Origin of the sequence: Lysinibacillus sp. FSL K6-4013, assembly GCF_038630435.1 — a bacterium.
GTDB classification, from domain to species: domain Bacteria; phylum Bacillota; class Bacilli; order Bacillales_A; family Planococcaceae; genus Lysinibacillus; species Lysinibacillus boronitolerans.
Genome location: NZ_CP152031.1, coordinates 2,782,354 through 2,800,190 on the forward strand (window position 1 = coordinate 2,782,354; position 17,837 = coordinate 2,800,190).

A 17,837-nucleotide genomic window follows, 5' to 3' on the forward strand; every position below is an offset into this window, starting at 1 on the left:
AGAACTCCTCTCCGAACCGTACGTACACCTCTCAGCGTATACGGCTCTCCACTTATCAATCTAGTTTACCGTTATGTAAGTCTAAGTGGCATTTCTTGCAAAGTGCCATTGTTTTACGGTTTCTTTCAATCATACGCTTTTCCCATCGTTTTTTGCCTTCGAGGTCTTTTAACTTCTTAATATGATGAATTTCTAAATCCACATTTGTGGCATAGCACCATTCACATACCTTTGCTACAAGTCTTTCAATAAGACCTGTTCGATTGTAAATAATGTTTCTTGTCTTAGAAATAACATCAACGTCGGCATGTGAAGATGGTAGTAGTTTCTTTTTAAATCCATCTTTATAGAAGAAGGCGATTTTACTGCCGTTGGCAGTTTCATATCTCACCGCAAATTCTCCGTTAATACTGTATTTTCTGTGGATTTTCCTCACGCTAGATTTATATTTGTTTGCGAAAGTTTTATACATACTATACTCCATGATGAATTTGAATCCATCCAGTTTATAGACATTATTCGCTAACTTGTAGTAATTATATAAACCTCTGATTTCTGCGTTGTAGATTGTCAATATTTCAAGGTCATCGTTTTGCAGAAGATGCGCTCGATGGATAGACTTCCATTTTTGTGTTTTTTCATCTATTTCTAACGCTTTGTACTCAATTAATTTATTTCGCCATGCTTCGTGTGGTAGAAGGAGTTCACAGCTCATTGTGCGTGTACGTTGTTTGTGTCCACTCGCTGTGTATTTTGTCGTTTTATTATCATGACTTATTTTAATATCATATCCCAGGAACCTCGCTCTTTTACTAGAATGTGTAATAAGTGTTTTTTCCTGTGATAGTTCAATTTTCAATTCTTCACTTAGGAATGTGCTAATGTCATGTTTTATTTGTTGACAATCTTCTTTGCTACCAATTACACCGATTAGGAAATCGTCGGCATAACGTACATACTGAATTCGCTTGTAGTTTTCGTCCATAGGGTCTTTATAGGGTAGTTCCATCATGTGATTTTTTAAATCGTCCAAGTGTTGAAGCGCTTGTTCTTTTTCTTCCTCGTTCATTTCTTCCCATTTTTCCTTGTACCTCGCATTCGCTCGGTATAGTCTGGCTTCTCTAGTGCGGTATTCTTTTAGGCGTTTTCTACCCTTACCTCTGTCAAATTTCTCTTTGTACGCTGATACGAAGTTGTCTAACTCATTGAGATAGATATTTGATAGGATAGGGCTGATAATTCCGCCTTGTGGAGTACCACTGTAAGTTTTGTGATATTGCCAATCTTCTAGGAAACCTGCTTTAAGGAATTTCCAAATTAAGTCAATGAATTTGTCATCATTAATTCTTCTTTTTAAAATCTCAATTAATTTGTGGTGGTCTATATTGTCAAAGAAACCTTTAATATCACCTTCCACAAACCATTTAGCTCCAGTAAATCTGTCTTTTACTTGCATCAATGCAGTGTGACAGCTTTTTTCTGGTCTAAAACCATGAGAGTATATTGAGAAAGTTTTTTCGTACATTGCTTCAAGTAGTGTTCTTACCACTTCTTGAACTAATTTATCTTCGAAAGATGGTATACCTAGAGGTCTTTTACCACCGTTCTTTTTTGGAATGTAAACCCTTTTGGACGGTTTAGGTTGATAGCTACAATCTTTTAGGCTTTCAATTAATCTTTCAATACGTTCTAGACTCATACCATCAATGGTTTGTCCATCGACACCTTGTGTCATATTGCCTTCCTTCGCATAAATCTTTGCGTAAGCCATTAAATAGAATTCCACATTGTACAGATTTCGATAGATTCGTTCGAATTTGTAATCTTCGCGTGTTGATTGTTTCGTTAGACTGTCTAACACAGTGTTTGGACTTCTCATAGAGCCTCACGCTCCTTTCCAATTTTAGTTAGACTTGATAAGCTGTTCTCCTTCGCCATGTGATGGGTTTTCCCCACCTCGGACTACTACGAGAACTCCGTTACCATATCAGATATTCAGATACATATTATCATAGCTTTTTGTTCAAAGCGTTCCGACGTAGGTAATCACCATTTAGCACATATAAGAACAAGCTCGATGTAATGTCGGATATGACGTTCGCCCTTTACTATTTATTATAGTTGGTCAGCGATAGACTACGCACTTTTGACATACAATTAATCAAAGTGTATTCAGAGATGGCTTCCAATTGACCATTCTGTTTCGCTGTATGACGTAAATAATCATCTTCCGTCATAGGTGGGCCAATAACCCCCTCGGACTGTCATTCAGGCAGTTTAGCTTTTATCCTCATTTACATCTTTTCATTTTGCTATTCAGTCGTATCGTGATGATTCGATAACTCATAGCTTTCCCAACATGCTACACTCCCCGATATTTGGTTTCCCTCACGGATAAGTTGGGTAATGATAGGCATTGTAGTCTCGCCTACTCCTTGCTAGTGGAGATTTCTCATATGACCTTATGGTCGCACTTGCATATGCCCCTCTGCCCCCGCAGATGATACCATTGATTTTACCGTAGAAAACCGCGTTTCAATACGATGATGCGCAGCAAGTAACGTCCATGGTACACCATATTTTTCTTCTGCAGCTACATATACGGGAATGTATTGCTCAGGAATATTCATATCGAAATGCTGTTGAATCTCCTCGATTGCCTTTTGCTGTACAAGCTTTTCAAAAATCGGTAATGTTTGAAGCTCCTTCCACGCAAAAAATGTGAGAACATACACGGTAATTGCAATGGGAATCAATAATGCTATCATACCCAATTTTGTCGCGGGTGATAACATGGGTTTCTTATTCTTTTTCTTAGCCATACGTCACACCTAATCTAGTATTCTTTTTCTATATTACCAAATTTTCCGTAATATGCAGTAGATCTTTTCAATTTTGAAAGATTGAAGTCATCCTCTTAGAAGAAACACATCATTTCCACCATGAAAGCAGTTGAAAGGTTTGGTAAAAATATAGTAAAATACAGATTGATTCATTTATTTGGATAATAATAGGGAGGAATTTATTTTGTGGAAAGACTTTAAAGAATTTGCGATGAAAGGCAATATTGTCGATCTAGCAGTAGCAGTAGTTATTGGTGGTGCTTTCGGTAAAATTGTTACCTCCTTAGTTGAAAATATCATTATGCCATTGGTCGGTGTTTTAACGGGTGGTATTGATTTAACAAAGAGTTTTGTTTTTGGCTCAGGTGAAGCCCAAATCAATTTTGGTGTATTTCTACAATCCATCATTGATTTTTTAATTATAGCATTTGCCATTTTTATGGCCTTACGAATTATGACGAAGCTCACACGTAAAAAAGAAGAGGCAGTCGTGGAAGAACCAACACCTGAACTCGATGCCAAAGAAGAGCTTCTCAAAGAAATTCGCGACTTGCTAAAAAAAGAACAAGCCTAACCTATTGTTAAAGCATCTGTCTCTCATCTGAAGGAGGCAGATGTTTTTATTTTGTTTCGTTCTATGCGCTGCTTCAGAACCTATCCCTCACTTTGCCTGCTCTATCCATCACTTTTCACGTTGTATCCGCTACTTTTCATGTTTTAACCGCTACTTCAGAATCTATCCCTCACTTTGCCTGCTCTATCCGCTACTTTTCACGTTGTATCCGCTACTTCAGAATCTATCCCTCACTTTGCCTGCTCTATCCGCTACTTTTCACGTTGTATCCGCTACTTTTCATGTTTTATCCGCTACTTTAGAGCCTATCCCTCACTTTGCCTGCTCTATCCATCACTTTTCACGTTGTATCCGCTGCTTTTCACGTTTTAACCGCTACTTCAGAACCTATCCCTCACTTTGCCTGCTCTATCCATCACTTTTCACGTTGTATCCGCTACTTTTCATGTTCTATCCGCTACTTTAGAACCTATCCCTCACTTTGCCTGCTCTATCCATCACTTTTCACGTTGTATCCGCTACTTTTTACGTTTTAACCGCTACTTCAGAGCCTATCCCTCACTTTGGCTGCTCTATCCATCAGTTTTCATGTTGTATCCGCTACTTTTTACGTTGTAACCGCTACTTCAGAATCTATCCCTCACTTTGGCTGCTCTATCCATCACTTTTCACGTTGTATCCGCTACTTTTTACGTTTTAACCGCTACTTCAGAGCCTATCCCTCACTTTGCCTGCTCTATCCATCACTTTTCACGTTGTATCCGCTACTTTTCATGTTTTATCCGCTACTTTAGAACCTATCCCTCACTTCGCCTGCTCTATCCATCACTTTTCACGCTCTATCCGCTACTTTTCATGTTTTAACCGCTACTTCAGAATCTATCCCTCACTTCGCCTGCTCTATCCATCAGTTTTCACCTTCTATCCGCTACTTTCTATCTTGTATCCGCTAACTAGAAACTATCCTCCACTTCTTTTAGCTCTATTTGAAACTGCTCATTCTTGCTAAGATCACTCCATTAGAAAATAACAGGAAGTAAATTAATCTCCTACTATTCCTAGGTGATTAACTTTAAATAATCTAGCTAATTTTCAGAAATCAACTTGTTCTTCTTTAGTATCCATGTTAAATTGGTAACAATTATTGAGAATACTATTAAATTGAAAGCAATATTAGTTGCTTTTAATAATATTGAAGAAAAGAGTGACGTCATGACATTAAACAGAAGTATTGAAACAAAGCTTGTACAACTTGGTAATTTAAGTGACCCAGCAACAGGAGCTGTGAGCCCACCCATTCATTTATCGACTGCTTATAAACATACTGGGATTGGTGAATCTACTGGTTTTGACTATACACGTACAAAAAATCCTACACGTGCTCTTTTAGAAGCAGGAATTGCTGATTTAGAGGGTGGCGATATGGGCTTTGCCTGTAGTTCCGGGATGGCTGCCATTCAATTGGTGTTATCCCTATTTAAACCAGGCGATGAATTAGTCGTGCCAGATGATTTATATGGTGGTACATATAGACTTTTTAATTTCTTCCAAGATACTTATAATATTAAGCCTGTTTATTCAAAATTTGAATCGGTTGAACAGGTGGAAGCATTAATGAATGAAAATACACGTGCAATATTTATTGAAACACCAACAAATCCACTTATGCAGGAGTTTGATTTACAAGTGTATGCGGAGTTAGCACATAAGCATGGGGCATGGCTAATTGTGGATAATACATTTTATACGCCATACTTCCAACGCCCTATTGAATTAGGCGCAGATATTGTGCTTCATTCTGCAACGAAGTATATTGGTGGTCATAATGATGTATTAGCTGGGCTAGTGGTTGCTAAAGGCACAGAATTAGCCGAACGCATTGGCTTTATTCATAATGGCAGTGGTATGGTGCTAGGAGCTATGGATTCATGGTTACTTATTCGCGGTTTAAAAACAATGCATCTTCGTCTAAAACAACATGATGCTAATGCGAAGGCGATTGCTGCTTACTTAGAGGAAGAAGAGTTAGTGACAGATGTCCTTTATACTGGAAAAGGTGGCATGCTGTCATTCCGCTTGCAAAAGCCTGAGTGGATTGACCCATTCCTTCGTAACTTAAAGTTAATTACTTTTGCAGAAAGTCTTGGCGGTGTCGAAAGCTTTATTACGTATCCTGCTACACAAACACATGCAGATATGCCGTATGAAGAGCGTGTGGAGCGTGGCGTTTGTGATCGTTTATTACGCTTCTCTGTTGGCATTGAGGAAGCTGAAGATTTAATTGCAGACTTACGACAAGTGTTTGATATCCTAAGAAAAGAGGCGTAATTGATGAAGCAACGTATTGAAACAAGCCTCATTCACGCAGGTGTTCGTGATGGCTATGGTAATAAAAAAGGGGCTGTTAACGTCCCAATGTATCTGTCCTCTACCTTCCATCAAGAAAGTATAGATGAATTTGGAGAATATGATTATGCTCGTTCAGGCAACCCTACAAGAGATGCGTTAGAAAAAGCTGTAGCAGAGCTTGAGGGTGGCGTTCGTGCCCATGCATTTTCATCTGGTATCGCTGCCGTGTCAGCAGCGTTAATGCTGTTATCGCAGGGAGATCATATCGTCATGACTGAGGATGTTTATGGTGGAACCTATCGTTTTGTCACAAAGGTGTTGCCTCGCTTTGGGATTTCCCATACATTTGTAGATTTTACGGATCTACAAGCTGTAGAAGCGGCAATTACGCCTGCTACAAAACTACTTTATATGGAAACACCATCAAATCCAACGTTAGGTATTACAGATATTCGTGGTGTAGTGGCGCTTGCCAAGCAACACCACTGCCTTACATTCTTGGATAATACCTTTATGACACCGTTACATCAACGCCCACTAGAACTTGGTGTGGATGTCGTTATTCATAGTGCAACGAAATTTTTATCTGGACATTCTGATATTATTGCTGGCTTAACGGTTACTGCAGATGAGAAACTTGGACAGGATCTCTACTTTATCCAAAATTCATTCGGTAATATTTTAGGTGTGCAGGATTCATTTACACTTCTACAAAACATTAAAACAACAGATGTACGTTTTAGTCGTTCTGCTGAATCTGCACAAAAAATTGCTGCCTATTTGGCTAGTAATCCACTAGTTGAGCAGGTCTACTATCCAGGACTTGCTTCACACCCTGGCTACGCTATTCATCAGCGTCAAAGCACGAGTCCTGGGGCTGTTTTATCCTTCCGACTACCAAGCTATGCTGCTGCAAAAGCATTGGTTGAGGCGATGACAATTCCAGTATTTGCGGTCTCTCTTGGAGGAGTAGAATCTATTCTGTCTTACCCTGCAAAAATGAGTCACGCTGCTATGGAGCCTGAGGAGCGTGCTAAACGTGGCATCACTGATGGCCTTTTACGTTTTTCTGTAGGACTTGAACATGTGGATGATTTAATTGCTGATTTTGCACAAGCCCTAGAGATTGCTGCCAAGGCTTAGTTGAATCAACGTAAAAACCGCGTCAACTAGACGCGGTTTAATTGTGATAGGTTCAATTTTTCACCTTTGCTAACAATCGGTATAAATAATCCCCATGCCCCTTTGCTAGCAAGGCATCTTGCTCAGCTGAAATCCAATAGAACGAAAAGAGTAAATCCCCTTCGTTTAAGCCAGTTGGATGATGCTGCCATGTATTTCGTGTTTCATCGGATGTTAAATGATAAAAATACCGTTTCTGTAAAACACCTGATGGATGATTAAAATAGTCCTGTGCTATTAACGCTTGAACGACAAGTGTGGTTAGACCTGTTTCTTCTAGCATTTCACGTTTCACAGCATCTAAAGGTGTTTCCCCTTCCTCTACCGTACCTTTGGGCACCTGGATACCTGCCCCAACTGAATTCTGTTCAAATACGAGTACCTGTAATTGATCCTCATGCGTTCTCGTGATATAGCCAAATGCTTTTTCAACTACTTGCATGAAAGTGACCCCCTTTGAATGATTAAATGTTACAATAAAGAAAAAAATTGGAATAGCAGGTGAAAAGTGTTGACACTTATTATACGACAGATGCAAGAAAATGACATTACTTTTGTACAAGAAATTGCTAGAATAAGCTGGCACTATACATATGAGGGAATCATTCCTCATGACATTCAAGATCGTTTTATACAACAAGCCTATAGTCGAGAACGTTTAATCGAACGTCTTATCAATAGTCCCTTTCTTGTTGCAATTTTTGATGAAAAGCTAGTAGGCTTTGCTAATTTTTCAAATGTAACACAAGGTGAGGCGGAGCTATATGCGATTTATTTACATCCTGATATGCATGGTAAGGGCATTGGTACTGCACTCTTACAGGAAGGCTTACGTATGCTCCCAAATCTATCGTCTTTATTTGTTTGTGTAGAGAAAGAAAATAAACTTGGTATGCATTTTTATCAAGCAAAGGGATTTGTATCGATAGAAGAATTTGATGAACAATTTGATGGTCATCTACTTAAGACAGTTAAATGGGTGAAGCAATACGAAAAAGTGTAACGGTTCTTGCAACTACCGTTACACTTTTATTTATGTAAGATTTATCTGCTCCGCTTGGATAACAAGTGCTGTTAGGCCAGTTATACTACCAGATTCATGTGCCTGTCCTTGTTGCCATAGCACGCCTTGCCCTGTTTTTAGCGTGATTTTTTCAGCATCTACACCACTAATCCATCCTTCTCCATTAATAACGATAAAGAGCTGTGGAACGGGGGCTTCATGCATACCAACCACTCCACCTGGCTCAATATAGATGAAACCGATCGTCGTAGGCATTTCCGTTTTCGTGATTTTTCTATAAAATGTATCGACGGATTTGTATTGATGTATTGGATTTGCTAAATCTTGTGTAAATTGTATGATTTGCATTTCGCGAAAATCCTTTCCTATTAGGCTAGCTCTTCTTCAGCAAATGCTAAAAGTGTTCCATCTTCTTTTTTGAAATAAAAAGCAAATGCATCATAGCCATTTCTTTTAATCGTTTCCCAGTTAGCGGTTTCTCCATTTATGAGCCGTACATTTTCTTGTTCATCTACCTCATAGTCGTCTATTTCTTCGTCATAGTCGATATTATAGAAAAATGATAATACCACTTCTGTTACAGGCAGAATATATTTCTCCAGTGGACGGTTGTCATGATGTGCCTCGGTATACGCCTCACAAAATAGCGCATTATAACCATGTAGCGTGGCATCAAAGAGCAAAATTTCCTCCGCTGTTAAAGGATCTTTGGCAACGATTTTAGCGGTTGAGCCTGTAATAAAAGGCATTTCCTCTCCTTCAATCATTAGCAAATCACCGTGATACCAAATTTCAAATTGTTTATTGCCTGCGCTAGATTGGAGCTGAAACTGTGATTCAACGCCATCTATAAACTGCACGTTTTCTGCAAATGGCTGTAGATAAATTGGAATAGGCGTAATCATAGCATTCCTCTCCTTTTCTGTTAGAAATTACTTATATTATACATCTTTCTCATTTTACTCATAAAGAAAAACCCAGAATTTTTTCTGGGCTTGATGACACTTACTTTTCTAGCATGATTAAAACTGACGGGCCTTTGCTTCACTTCGCAAGAGACGGTTATGGAGGGTAATCTCCGTTTCACCATTTACTTGCGATTTTGATCGCTTAATCCTTGACCAGTTGCGGTGGATTTTTTGAGATTTGGGGTCTAGTTGTTCGAACCTACTCATTTTTCATCCTCCTCATCATTATAGATTTCATAAGTGAAATCTTCTTTATTATGACCAGCTAAGGTGAATTTATACTAATTTCATAAGAAGCTTAGTTACTTCACTTTATTAGTTTTCGCTTAACCAAGTTAATGCATATTGTACATATAATTCGGCTCCAACGCGCAAACCATCTTCATCGATATTAAAATGACCGTTATGATGTGCCCAGCGTGTATCCTTTTCTGTATTGCCTGAGCCTACTAGGGCAAAGCAGCCAGGGACTTCATCTAAGTAAAAGCTAAAGTCTTCTCCACCCATTGTCGGATCATCAATATGATAAGCTTCTGCGCCAAAATGTTCAGCTGCAAGGCGCTCGACTAAGCTGGCACTCGCCACATCATTGTTGACGGCTTGTGTACCATATTCATAAACAACCTCTGCTGTGCCACCATAAAGTGAGGCAATCTGGTCAGCATAATGACGAATTTGCGCTTCGATATGTGAACGAACCTCTTTATCGAAGCAACGCACTGTCCCTTCTAAAATGGCATCTTCCGCAATTACATTAAAGCGTGTACCAACCTCCATTTTTCCAATTGTAAGAACGGCGGGTCGAAGTGGATTGACTGTACGTGCCACAACTGTTTGAACATTCAAAGCAAACGTTGAAGCAATCATCACGGCATCAATGGCATCATGTGGTACTGCGGCATGCCCGCCCTGCCCTTTAAAGCGTACTTTGAAAATATCAGCAGAGGCAAAGGCAGGACCTTTATTGCACTGAATTTTTCCTGTGTCAATTTGTGACCAAATATGAATACCAAAGACGTTATCTACACCTTTCATTGCTCCTTGCTCTACCATCGCTTTTGCGCCTGTAGCTACTTCTTCAGCTGGCTGGAAAATAAAACGAACTGTTCCCTCAATTTCTTCTTGTACCGTATGTAATGTCTTAGCTGCAATTAGCAACATGGCTGTATGTGCATCATGACCACAGGCATGCATCTTACCATCCGTTTTAGAGCGATACGGAATATCTTCTCGTATTTCATAAACTGACAATGCATCCATATCCGCACGTAAGGCAACGGTTTTTCCTTCCTTGCCCCCTTTTAACTCCGCAATAATGCCTGTTGGCTCTGTTCGTCTATACGGAATACCAAGGTTCTCTAAATACGCTGCTACATAATTCGTTGTTTCATACTCTTCCCAAGAAAGCTCTGGCTCGCTGTGCAATTTTTGACGAATCGTCACAAGCTCACTATTTAATTCTGCAATAATTTCTTTCATTTTATTCATGCTGACTCTCTCCTTCTTTATAGCCAATTGACAAAAATACCTGCTAGTATAACTGATGTTATCGTTACACTAATGAAACCTCCCACAAGCATCGGTGGCAACATATGACTTAACAGCATATCTCGTTCTTTTTGATCGATTGTGGACGATTTTACTACTTCATTCGTTAATATATAATCTGCCGGGAACCCATAGAGCGCTGTTAAGGATACAGCAAATGCTAAATTTGGGCTGACCTTTAAAACTTTCCCTGCGATGAAAGAGAAAATATACATACCAATGACCGCTAAGACAATTGACACAACTAATGGCACGATAATACGCATCAGCATTTCAGGGGATGCCTGTTTTAAGCCATCGAATATAAAGAGCATTAAGCCCATAATGGCAAAGCCGAAGCCATTTGCTTTTTGCAATGGTTGTCTTTCTAAAAAACCAAATGTCGATGCAAGCACACCAAACACTAGGCATAGCACTAATGCATTGACTGTCACTACAGGTGCTAATGCTGTAGATGTACCATACGCTAATAATCCAACAAGCGCTAAACGGAAAAATTTAAAGTATTCTGTATTGTACTTAGCAGGAATTTTCCTAAATAATTTCGGTTGCTCAGATAACTGTTCAGCATCTTCCTCTACCTCTGTAACCGATTGTAAATTCCCCTGATGGTGTTCCTTTAATAAACGTTTTGCTTCACGCTTCAATACAATGGACGTGATGGGGTATCCTGCAAAACCTTGAATGACGTAAATCACAATGGCAAAGACGGCTAAATCCTCTAAGCCAGCCGCAGAAGCGCCTTCTGACATCACTAGCGCTGCCACAACACCACCGACTAATGGTGGAACTGCAACAATCATCGTTTTTAAATCAAATAGCAAGGCGCCAATTGTAAATAATATGGCGATGATGCCTACAATACCAGCTAAAGAAATAACAATGGCTTTCCACTGGTTTTTCAATTCCTTAAGGGACAGAAGTGTACCCATGTTTGTAATTAGTAAATACATTAACATCGTGGCAACGACTGGACCAATCCCGGCAATACTCACAATATCTTTCGGGAAGAATGTCCAATAGCCGATTAAAAATAAAACCGCACAGACGAACACAGATGGAATCCACGCCTTCGTTCTTGTTGCTACAATATCTCCGATGTAAAGAATAGCAAGTACTATCGTCAGTGCTAACATTTGCGACATATCAAAGAATTCTCCTAACTTAGTAATTTTTTAATGTCATCTATAATAATACTAATTATTCTTAAAATTCTATTTTTACAGAAAAGAAGAAAAACAATGTAAGAACGAGCATATTCGCGACACTAAAATTACGGTTTTCCAAATATTTAGATTTTAAAGAATTTTCATAAAGCGCTTTCAAAAAAAATAGAACCATTATAAAATGGTTCTACCAGACTGTAGACAAAAGCCATCGAGAGGTTCACTCTCGATGGCTTTTGTCATTTTTCTTTCTATTTCTTTTTTAGATTTGGTCCTATACAACCAAATCTAGCATACTCTTCGAGCATAGTTGCTCTCTTAAGCTACTTGCCACGTCCAAGTAGCCAGTTTCTTTAAATTCATGGCAGCAAAAGTAAGCATCGCCTGCATGGACAATTTTTTTAGACCTCTTAAGGTTGTCCATCGCATACCATGCTTTTCTTTTGCATCTGCAAAGATACGCTCAATCGTTTCTTTGCGCTTTGCATAAATCTGTTTGATGTCATAGGAATGGCGTAAATGTTCAGCTTCCTCCACATACGACTCCCAAATATGGCGTTGAATGAGTTTTTGATGATGCTTACTTTCTGTACATTGGGAAAGGCTTGGACACTTCGCACAAATCAAAGGATTCGATTTATATTGACGATACCCTTCTTTAGTCGTTGTCGTATACTTCAATATCTGTCCTTGTGGACAAAGATAACAATTATAGTGCTCATCATATATATACTCATGCTTTCGGAAGAATCCATCTTTCGTTTTAGGACGTGTATAAGGAAGAACAGGCAACATTTGATTCTCTAATAAAAAATTCGTAATCGCTGGTGTTTTATAGGCTGCATCTGCCGCAACAGCTAATGGTTTTTGAACGTTTTCAATGACTTTTTCCACAAGTGGCTGTAATACATGACTATCGTGCACATTTCCCGGAGTTACAATGGCACCCAAGACAAAGCCCTTTTCATCTGACGCTGCATGAAAAGAATACGCAAACTGTTTCGTACGTTCATCCTTCACGTAATATCCACTTTCAGGATCTGTCGTGCTTTCCTTTATTTCTTTCCATTCTTCCTTTTCAAACTTCTCCGGGGGAAAGGGCTTTTTTCCGTGTTCCTCACGATCCATATTTAACTCTAATTGAAGTTTCTCTTCATAAGCCCGTGTTTCTTTTCGCACAACTTTTTTATCATACTTTCGTTTATTCGCACTCGCTTTCACATGCGTAGAATCGATAAATAAATGGTCTGCATGGAGGAGTCCTTGATGCATAATCTCCTTTAATATACGATAGAATATCTGCTCAAATATATCAGTGTCTTGAAAGCGACGGACATAATTTTTACCGAAGGTAGAGAAATGCGGGACTTCTGTATGGAAGCCAAATCCTAAAAACCAACGATACGCCATATTCGTTTCAATTTCTTTGATGGTTTGACGCATGGACCGTATACCAAAAACGTACTGAATAAACGTCATTTTAAAGAGAACAACAGGATCAATACTAGGGCGTCCTTTAGCAGAGTAGAGGTTTTCTACTAAAGGATAGATAAATGAAAAATCAATAGCCGCCTCTAGTTTTCGTACTAAATGATCTTGGGGAACTAATTGATCAATCGTTAGCATTTCTAATTGTTCACGTTCATTGATTTGATTTTTCGTCATCATGGTTAATCACCTCGAAAGTGTACTTTTTATCAATAGATGAATTAGGAATTCTTTATGTAGAAGTTGATTGGAACGAAGGGTGGCGACTCCTGCGGGAAAAGCGGGAAAGTCGAGATCCTGGACTGAGCGAAGCGAGGGAAGCAGCTCGACCCCGCCCGCGGAAAGCGTCCGCCCGTAGTGGAAATCAACGGCTTTACTTTATTTTATTGTAAAAGAAAAAAGACTGTAGTCAAACTCAAAATTTCATTGAGTTTGTCTACAGTCTGATAGAACCATTATAAAATGGTTCTACTTTGACTTACATGCTATTTTTTGAAACGATTACCTGTATTCGCATAGATCAATAAAAAAAGCGTGAGTGCGACAAAAAGCACAAGACCAACGTGAAATAACCATTGTGTATGGAATAATTCGTCTAGAATCCATAAAAGGACACAAAAACAGTAGCCATACATCATTTTTCCCATAAATCTTGCCAATGCCTTTTCATCATATTGTTCTTTATCTTCCTGTGCCATTGTATTAAAACCTGCAAGTAGAAAAGCTCCTTTACCTTGCGATAGAACAATGGCGAAGATGAGAAACGGCAGCATGATAATTAAATAGACAATAACTCCCAAGGTTAATCATCCTACTTTTCATTTTTAATAAATTGCTCAATTGCTGGTAATAATTCTTCATGCAGTGGCAGCGAAGGGTTTGCATAGGTTGCTAAGTTTTCTGCACGATCTGCTGGTGCCTTTTTCAATACGTGATTCATACCCTCTAGATAAAGTAATTTTGCCTCTTTTTTGCCTTTCTTTAACGCCTCGGCATCCGCTTCCTTCACTTGTAAATCTGTTGTTCCTTGTAACAGTAATACACGTCCTTTTACTTTGGCTAGCTCATCAGCAGGTTGATACTTTAGCAAGGAAATCAGGAAAGGCTGTACAGATGGACGGAAAAGGGCTTGTAGCTCTGGCGAAATGTTTTTCACTTGCTCCCCTTGCTTTAAAGCTGTCAAAATATTCGTGGATTCGTTGAAAAGCTTTGGTGCTAATTGACCCTTTAATTGCTCTAAAAGCACTTCATCCAATGGTCTACCTGCACCGGCAATGGAGACAAAGGATTCTACGCCTGTCTTTTGAGCCGCGAGCAAACCAATGAGTGAGCCTTCACTATGTCCAATCACATGGACACTTGTGTAGGTTTTATCAGCCATCAATGTTTGGATAATTTGCACAGCATCATCAACATATTGGTCAAACGTTCCATCCTCTTCCTTTGTTAAGAGCGCTTGATTATCTCCAAGTCCTCGCTTATCATAACGCACCGTCGCAATGCCCTGTTGTGCTAAACCTTCCGCTAACATTTTCAAGCTATTATTTTTTCCAGCTAAAGCGGAATTACCGTCTTTATCCGTTGGCCCCGATCCTGCTATTATCAGTGCCACTGGGGATGGAGATGGAGAAGCCTTTTGTACAGCTACTGTTAAGTTACCGTTTTGAACGGGAATTTTTAATGTGTCATAGGTAACAGGTTCCTCTTTATAAGCCTTTAGTGTTAAAGGATATTTTCCACCATTTTGTTGAAATGTAGCCTCTATTTGTTCATTTTTGATTGTGCCATTAATGGCAATAGCAGAGCCGTTTAAATTAATGGCCACTTTTACTTTATCACCTGTATACGTCACACTTTGGAATGGAAAATTAGATAAGCCCTGTGCTGGCACGGATAATGTACCACTTTCCTTCTTTAAATCGATTATAATCGGTAATGGTCCATTTGGCGTTTCAATAGTTCCTTCCCATTTTCCAATAAACTGTTCATTCATTGCATTTGTCCCCTTTGTTCCTTGATGTTGAGCAGTGACCTCTTTTTGCCCACAGGCAGCTAAAAGTAAAATTGTACAGCAAATCAATAACCATTTTTTCATCCAATCTTCCTTTCTATATGAAAATCACCAATAAAATTGGCAGTAAAGTAATAGCAATTAAGATATAGCACCATTTGTTCGCAAAATTAACAGTCCAACCGATCCCGAACTTTTTAGGCACTAATAAGGATGGATCATTTTTATTGCAATAAAAAACACCCCATTTCCAGTATTGATCATCTGTCACAGCTGTTTCATTTGTATGTACCTCATCAAAACGTTCATTACTTTTACTGAGCTTCCAAATGAACACTAGTAAACCACCCAACGTAACGACGTTAAAGACAAGAAAAAGTGGGAAAAAGTAGGGAGCCGTTTGATCTTGTAAAATAACGGTTGTATAGTGTAAAACAACAAATAGAATTGTCATACTAAAATTAATGGCAGCCAGATACCAGCTTCCGTATTTACGCTGAGTTAACTCCCGATGGATGGATGCTTCTTTGGCCTGTGCACTTAATTGGATTTTGGCACTTTTCATGCCTTGATTCATCATGAAAAAACTAATTTGAATTGCCAATAATATAAGCGGCATACTGATGACTGAGAGCCGTGATTTTTGAGTCCAACCATCGACCTCTCCAGCTCCATTCCAATGTGTCGCAAAAACCTCTGGGATTGACTCATAGTTCATGTACGTAAAAGCGATTAATGCAAGTGTGATGATGATGGGTACGCTAAAAAATATAGGTGACAATGTTTCTTCATTTTGGCGGATCGATAAATCTGTCACATATACTGCTTTAATTTGTGCCTCCCACTGCTCCTGCACCTTTAATTTTTTAGTTTTGACATGATAACTCATGTAAAGTCCTGATGATAAAAGAAGCATGACATACAATAGGATAAAGGATATTAAAGACGCCTTCTCCTCTTGTATAGGTGAAAGATAGAGAGCGATTTGACCTACTAAAAATAAGCCTGCAATCCCTGCGATGACTTGGCTATAATGCTTCTTCCACAGCTTTAATTGTGGATGTTTGACATAAGGTTCTGGGATGGAAACACCAAAGACAATCGTTTTTCTTGTTAAATGCGGTGTCATTGTTTCCAAAATCCCGACAATGATAAAGATGCCTAAGATTATAAGCATACTACCCCTACTTCCATTGTTTTAAAATTCGCTGGAACAAACTGGTCATTTGCTCTTTTTCGAGCCCTCGCGCAAAAGCCTCCGCCATAATAGGCTTCAAGGCATTTTCGACTTTTTCAACCTCCGTTTCTTCCAGCTCTCTCTTTTGACCACCAATAATGACCGCTTTTGCTTTCGGCTTTAATTCAATTAAGCCCTTCTCTTCAAGTTCATGATAACTCTTACTGACCGTGCTAACATTAATACCTAAATCGGTAGCCATCGCACGCACAGACGGTAAAGTATCACCATTTTTCAGCTCGCCACTTGCAATGCATTCAATTATTTGATTAGCCAATTGTTTATATAGCTGCAATTCACTGCTTGGATCTAATTGTATTTGCATAAAACCCCTCCAATCTGTATCGCTTATAGCCAAACAGAAATCTGTTATGTATAGAGTAATACAGATTTTCTCTGATGTCAAATGAAGGAATTTTTTATGGTGTTGAGTAGAGTTTTTTTCACAATAAGAGCGGGAGCCTTCCCTTAGTAGTGCTTTGAACTTCATTTAGAGCGGGTTCTCCTCCCCTAGGAGCACTTTGAACTCCATTTAGAGCGGATCCCCCTTCCTTAGGAGCGCTTTAATCTTCATTTAGAGCGGGTTCTCCTTCCTTAGGAGCGCTTTGAACTTCATTTAGAGCGGATCTTGTGAACTATAGAATAAGAAACAAAAAGGACCCAGAATAATTCTGGATCCATGGACACTTATTGCTTCTATTTGATTTTAACTGATATGGTTTACGCTTCTTCTTAATCTATAGCAAAACAGAATGTTCTGTTTCACCTTTAGGCTTAAGATTTAAAAAGCTTCAACCTTCAACAGTTGTGGCGGACTTTCCTGAGATTCTTGGTCTTTGGGTGTTTGACTATTACTACTCATTCTGCATCCTCCCCATCAGATTAGATTAATAAGTGGTTCCTCTCTTATTATGAGCCATTCCCTATTTTTTATACATGCTTCAGCTTTTTTCTGTAAAGACTTGTTGGGCTATCGTTAAAGCATTTTGCACTCTTGGAAAACCGATGTAGGGTACTAATTGTAAAAGTGCCTCGACCACTTCTGTCTGTGTCAAGCCTGCATGTAATCCACGCTGAATATGCGTTTTGGTTTGTGGTGCAGCACCTTGTGTAACAACTGCTGTGATTACGACGAGGGCTCGACTCTTTGCATCCAGCCCAGGTCGTGAATAGACATCACCGTAAGCAAATTCAATAATCATTTTGCGTAAATCGGGTGCTATATCGGCTAATGCATCGGATTCAATCATCCGTGCTGCTTCTTCCTCTGTCACATATTGTTTAATTGCTTCGAGCCCCTTTGTAAAACGTTCGTTCATTTCTTCATCCCTCCTACATTTACTTATACAAAAACCCCAATTCCGCGTCTCCAGAATTGGGGATTGTCCTTCACATATGTAAGGTTCTCTTCTTCACGTCACCCTCTGGCTCAGTTGAAAAAGGTTAA

Annotated in this window: 18 protein-coding genes; 4 read left to right on the top strand and 14 right to left on the bottom strand. The window is 39.1% G+C overall.

Annotation, left to right across the window (positions count from 1 at the left end; translation table 11 throughout):
* Positions 1–55 precede the first annotated feature (55 nt).
* Together MHB39_RS13810 and MHB39_RS13815 are read right to left on the bottom strand one after the other, a co-directional pair.
* Positions 56–1,879: a reverse transcriptase domain-containing protein gene (locus MHB39_RS13810; protein ID WP_342544165.1), complete on the bottom strand. Its 1,824-nt coding sequence runs from the start codon at positions 1,877–1,879 to the stop codon at positions 56–58.
* Positions 1,880–2,462: 583 nt separating this feature from the next.
* On the bottom strand, positions 2,463–2,822 hold the full coding sequence (locus tag MHB39_RS13815) for a hypothetical protein (RefSeq protein ID WP_342544167.1): 360 nt from the start codon (positions 2,820–2,822) through the stop codon (positions 2,463–2,465).
* Between the two features lie 205 nt (positions 2,823–3,027).
* On the opposite strand from MHB39_RS13815, the gene mscL reads away from it, so the two are divergent.
* From mscL to MHB39_RS13830, 3 genes are all read left to right on the top strand, one after another.
* Entirely contained in the window at positions 3,028–3,417 is a 390-nt protein-coding gene (gene mscL / locus MHB39_RS13820) for a large conductance mechanosensitive channel protein MscL (RefSeq protein ID WP_036077369.1), read from the top strand.
* A 1,212-nt stretch (positions 3,418–4,629) separates the two neighbouring features.
* Positions 4,630–5,745 carry a methionine biosynthesis PLP-dependent protein gene (locus MHB39_RS13825; protein ID WP_026023403.1) on the top strand — a complete coding sequence of 372 codons (1,116 nt, stop codon included), beginning with the start codon at positions 4,630–4,632 and terminating at the stop codon, positions 5,743–5,745.
* 3 nt (positions 5,746–5,748) lie between these two features.
* Positions 5,749–6,909, top strand: a complete 1,161-nt coding sequence (locus tag MHB39_RS13830; RefSeq protein WP_036077371.1) for an aminotransferase class I/II-fold pyridoxal phosphate-dependent enzyme — start codon at positions 5,749–5,751, stop codon at positions 6,907–6,909.
* Between the two features lie 52 nt (positions 6,910–6,961).
* On the opposite strand, the gene MHB39_RS13835 is transcribed toward MHB39_RS13830, so the two are convergent.
* Positions 6,962–7,390 carry an NUDIX domain-containing protein gene (locus tag MHB39_RS13835; protein ID WP_036077373.1) on the bottom strand — a complete coding sequence of 143 codons (429 nt, stop codon included), beginning with the start codon at positions 7,388–7,390 and terminating at the stop codon, positions 6,962–6,964.
* 69 nt (positions 7,391–7,459) lie between these two features.
* Here MHB39_RS13835 and MHB39_RS13840 point away from each other — a divergent pair, with 69 nt between their 5' ends.
* Entirely contained in the window at positions 7,460–7,951 is a 492-nt protein-coding gene (locus tag MHB39_RS13840; RefSeq protein ID WP_036077375.1) for a GNAT family N-acetyltransferase, read from the top strand.
* Positions 7,952–7,981: 30 nt separating this feature from the next.
* Here the strand turns inward: MHB39_RS13840 and MHB39_RS13845 are convergent, their stop codons facing one another.
* The 11 genes from MHB39_RS13845 to MHB39_RS13895 all read right to left on the bottom strand — a co-directional run bounded on the left by MHB39_RS13845 (position 7,982) and on the right by MHB39_RS13895 (position 17,709).
* Positions 7,982–8,320 (bottom strand): cupin domain-containing protein, encoded by a 339-nt coding sequence (locus tag MHB39_RS13845; RefSeq protein ID WP_036077377.1) that lies wholly within the window; start codon positions 8,318–8,320, stop codon positions 7,982–7,984.
* A 20-nt stretch (positions 8,321–8,340) separates the two neighbouring features.
* Entirely contained in the window at positions 8,341–8,877 is a 537-nt protein-coding gene (locus tag MHB39_RS13850) for a hypothetical protein (RefSeq protein ID WP_339280082.1), read from the bottom strand.
* A gap of 117 nt (positions 8,878–8,994) precedes the next feature.
* Positions 8,995–9,147 (bottom strand): YpzG family protein, encoded by a 153-nt coding sequence (locus tag MHB39_RS13855; RefSeq protein ID WP_004231380.1) that lies wholly within the window; start codon positions 9,145–9,147, stop codon positions 8,995–8,997.
* A 108-nt stretch (positions 9,148–9,255) separates the two neighbouring features.
* The gene (locus MHB39_RS13860; RefSeq protein WP_342544171.1) at positions 9,256–10,428 is read right to left on the bottom strand and encodes an amidohydrolase; all 1,173 of its coding nucleotides are present in this window, start codon (positions 10,426–10,428) and stop codon (positions 9,256–9,258) included.
* Positions 10,429–10,445: 17 nt separating this feature from the next.
* On the bottom strand, positions 10,446–11,633 hold the full coding sequence (locus MHB39_RS13865) for a hypothetical protein (RefSeq protein ID WP_333006850.1): 1,188 nt from the start codon (positions 11,631–11,633) through the stop codon (positions 10,446–10,448).
* Positions 11,634–11,972: 339 nt separating this feature from the next.
* Positions 11,973–13,322 (bottom strand): IS1182 family transposase, encoded by a 1,350-nt coding sequence (locus MHB39_RS13870; RefSeq protein WP_342544174.1) that lies wholly within the window; start codon positions 13,320–13,322, stop codon positions 11,973–11,975.
* A 305-nt stretch (positions 13,323–13,627) separates the two neighbouring features.
* Positions 13,628–13,942, bottom strand: coding sequence for a DUF3784 domain-containing protein (locus tag MHB39_RS13875; RefSeq protein ID WP_036077384.1), 315 nt, complete (start codon positions 13,940–13,942; stop codon positions 13,628–13,630).
* Between the two features lie 11 nt (positions 13,943–13,953).
* Positions 13,954–15,237: an alpha/beta fold hydrolase gene (locus MHB39_RS13880; protein WP_342544176.1), complete on the bottom strand. Its 1,284-nt coding sequence runs from the start codon at positions 15,235–15,237 to the stop codon at positions 13,954–13,956.
* Positions 15,238–15,250: 13 nt separating this feature from the next.
* Entirely contained in the window at positions 15,251–16,330 is a 1,080-nt protein-coding gene (locus MHB39_RS13885) for a DUF5808 domain-containing protein (protein ID WP_342544178.1), read from the bottom strand.
* 7 nt (positions 16,331–16,337) lie between these two features.
* Complete coding sequence (locus tag MHB39_RS13890) at positions 16,338–16,715, bottom strand: GntR family transcriptional regulator (RefSeq protein ID WP_342544181.1); 378 nt, start codon at positions 16,713–16,715, stop codon at positions 16,338–16,340.
* A gap of 616 nt (positions 16,716–17,331) precedes the next feature.
* A complete protein-coding gene (locus MHB39_RS13895; RefSeq protein WP_036077386.1) occupies positions 17,332–17,709 on the bottom strand; it encodes a carboxymuconolactone decarboxylase family protein in 378 nt (125 codons plus the stop codon).
* Positions 17,710–17,837: the final 128 nt, after the last annotated feature.

Coding starts and splice junctions, on each gene's coding strand:
- MHB39_RS13810 (WP_342544165.1), bottom strand. CDS start 1,879: ATGAGAAGTCCAAACACTGTGTTAGACAGTCTAACGAAACAATCAACA.
- MHB39_RS13815 (WP_342544167.1), bottom strand. CDS start 2,822: ATGGCTAAGAAAAAGAATAAGAAACCCATGTTATCACCCGCGACAAAA.
- MHB39_RS13825 (WP_026023403.1), top strand. CDS start 4,630: ATGACATTAAACAGAAGTATTGAAACAAAGCTTGTACAACTTGGTAAT.
- MHB39_RS13830 (WP_036077371.1), top strand. CDS start 5,749: ATGAAGCAACGTATTGAAACAAGCCTCATTCACGCAGGTGTTCGTGAT.
- MHB39_RS13835 (WP_036077373.1), bottom strand. CDS start 7,390: ATGCAAGTAGTTGAAAAAGCATTTGGCTATATCACGAGAACGCATGAG.
- MHB39_RS13845 (WP_036077377.1), bottom strand. CDS start 8,320: ATGCAAATCATACAATTTACACAAGATTTAGCAAATCCAATACATCAA.
- MHB39_RS13850 (WP_339280082.1), bottom strand. CDS start 8,877: ATGATTACGCCTATTCCAATTTATCTACAGCCATTTGCAGAAAACGTG.
- MHB39_RS13855 (WP_004231380.1), bottom strand. CDS start 9,147: ATGAGTAGGTTCGAACAACTAGACCCCAAATCTCAAAAAATCCACCGC.
- MHB39_RS13860 (WP_342544171.1), bottom strand. CDS start 10,428: ATGAATAAAATGAAAGAAATTATTGCAGAATTAAATAGTGAGCTTGTG.
- MHB39_RS13865 (WP_333006850.1), bottom strand. CDS start 11,633: ATGTCGCAAATGTTAGCACTGACGATAGTACTTGCTATTCTTTACATC.
- MHB39_RS13870 (WP_342544174.1), bottom strand. CDS start 13,322: ATGATGACGAAAAATCAAATCAATGAACGTGAACAATTAGAAATGCTA.
- MHB39_RS13880 (WP_342544176.1), bottom strand. CDS start 15,237: ATGAAAAAATGGTTATTGATTTGCTGTACAATTTTACTTTTAGCTGCC.
- MHB39_RS13885 (WP_342544178.1), bottom strand. CDS start 16,330: ATGCTTATAATCTTAGGCATCTTTATCATTGTCGGGATTTTGGAAACA.
- MHB39_RS13890 (WP_342544181.1), bottom strand. CDS start 16,715: ATGCAAATACAATTAGATCCAAGCAGTGAATTGCAGCTATATAAACAA.
- MHB39_RS13895 (WP_036077386.1), bottom strand. CDS start 17,709: ATGAACGAACGTTTTACAAAGGGGCTCGAAGCAATTAAACAATATGTG.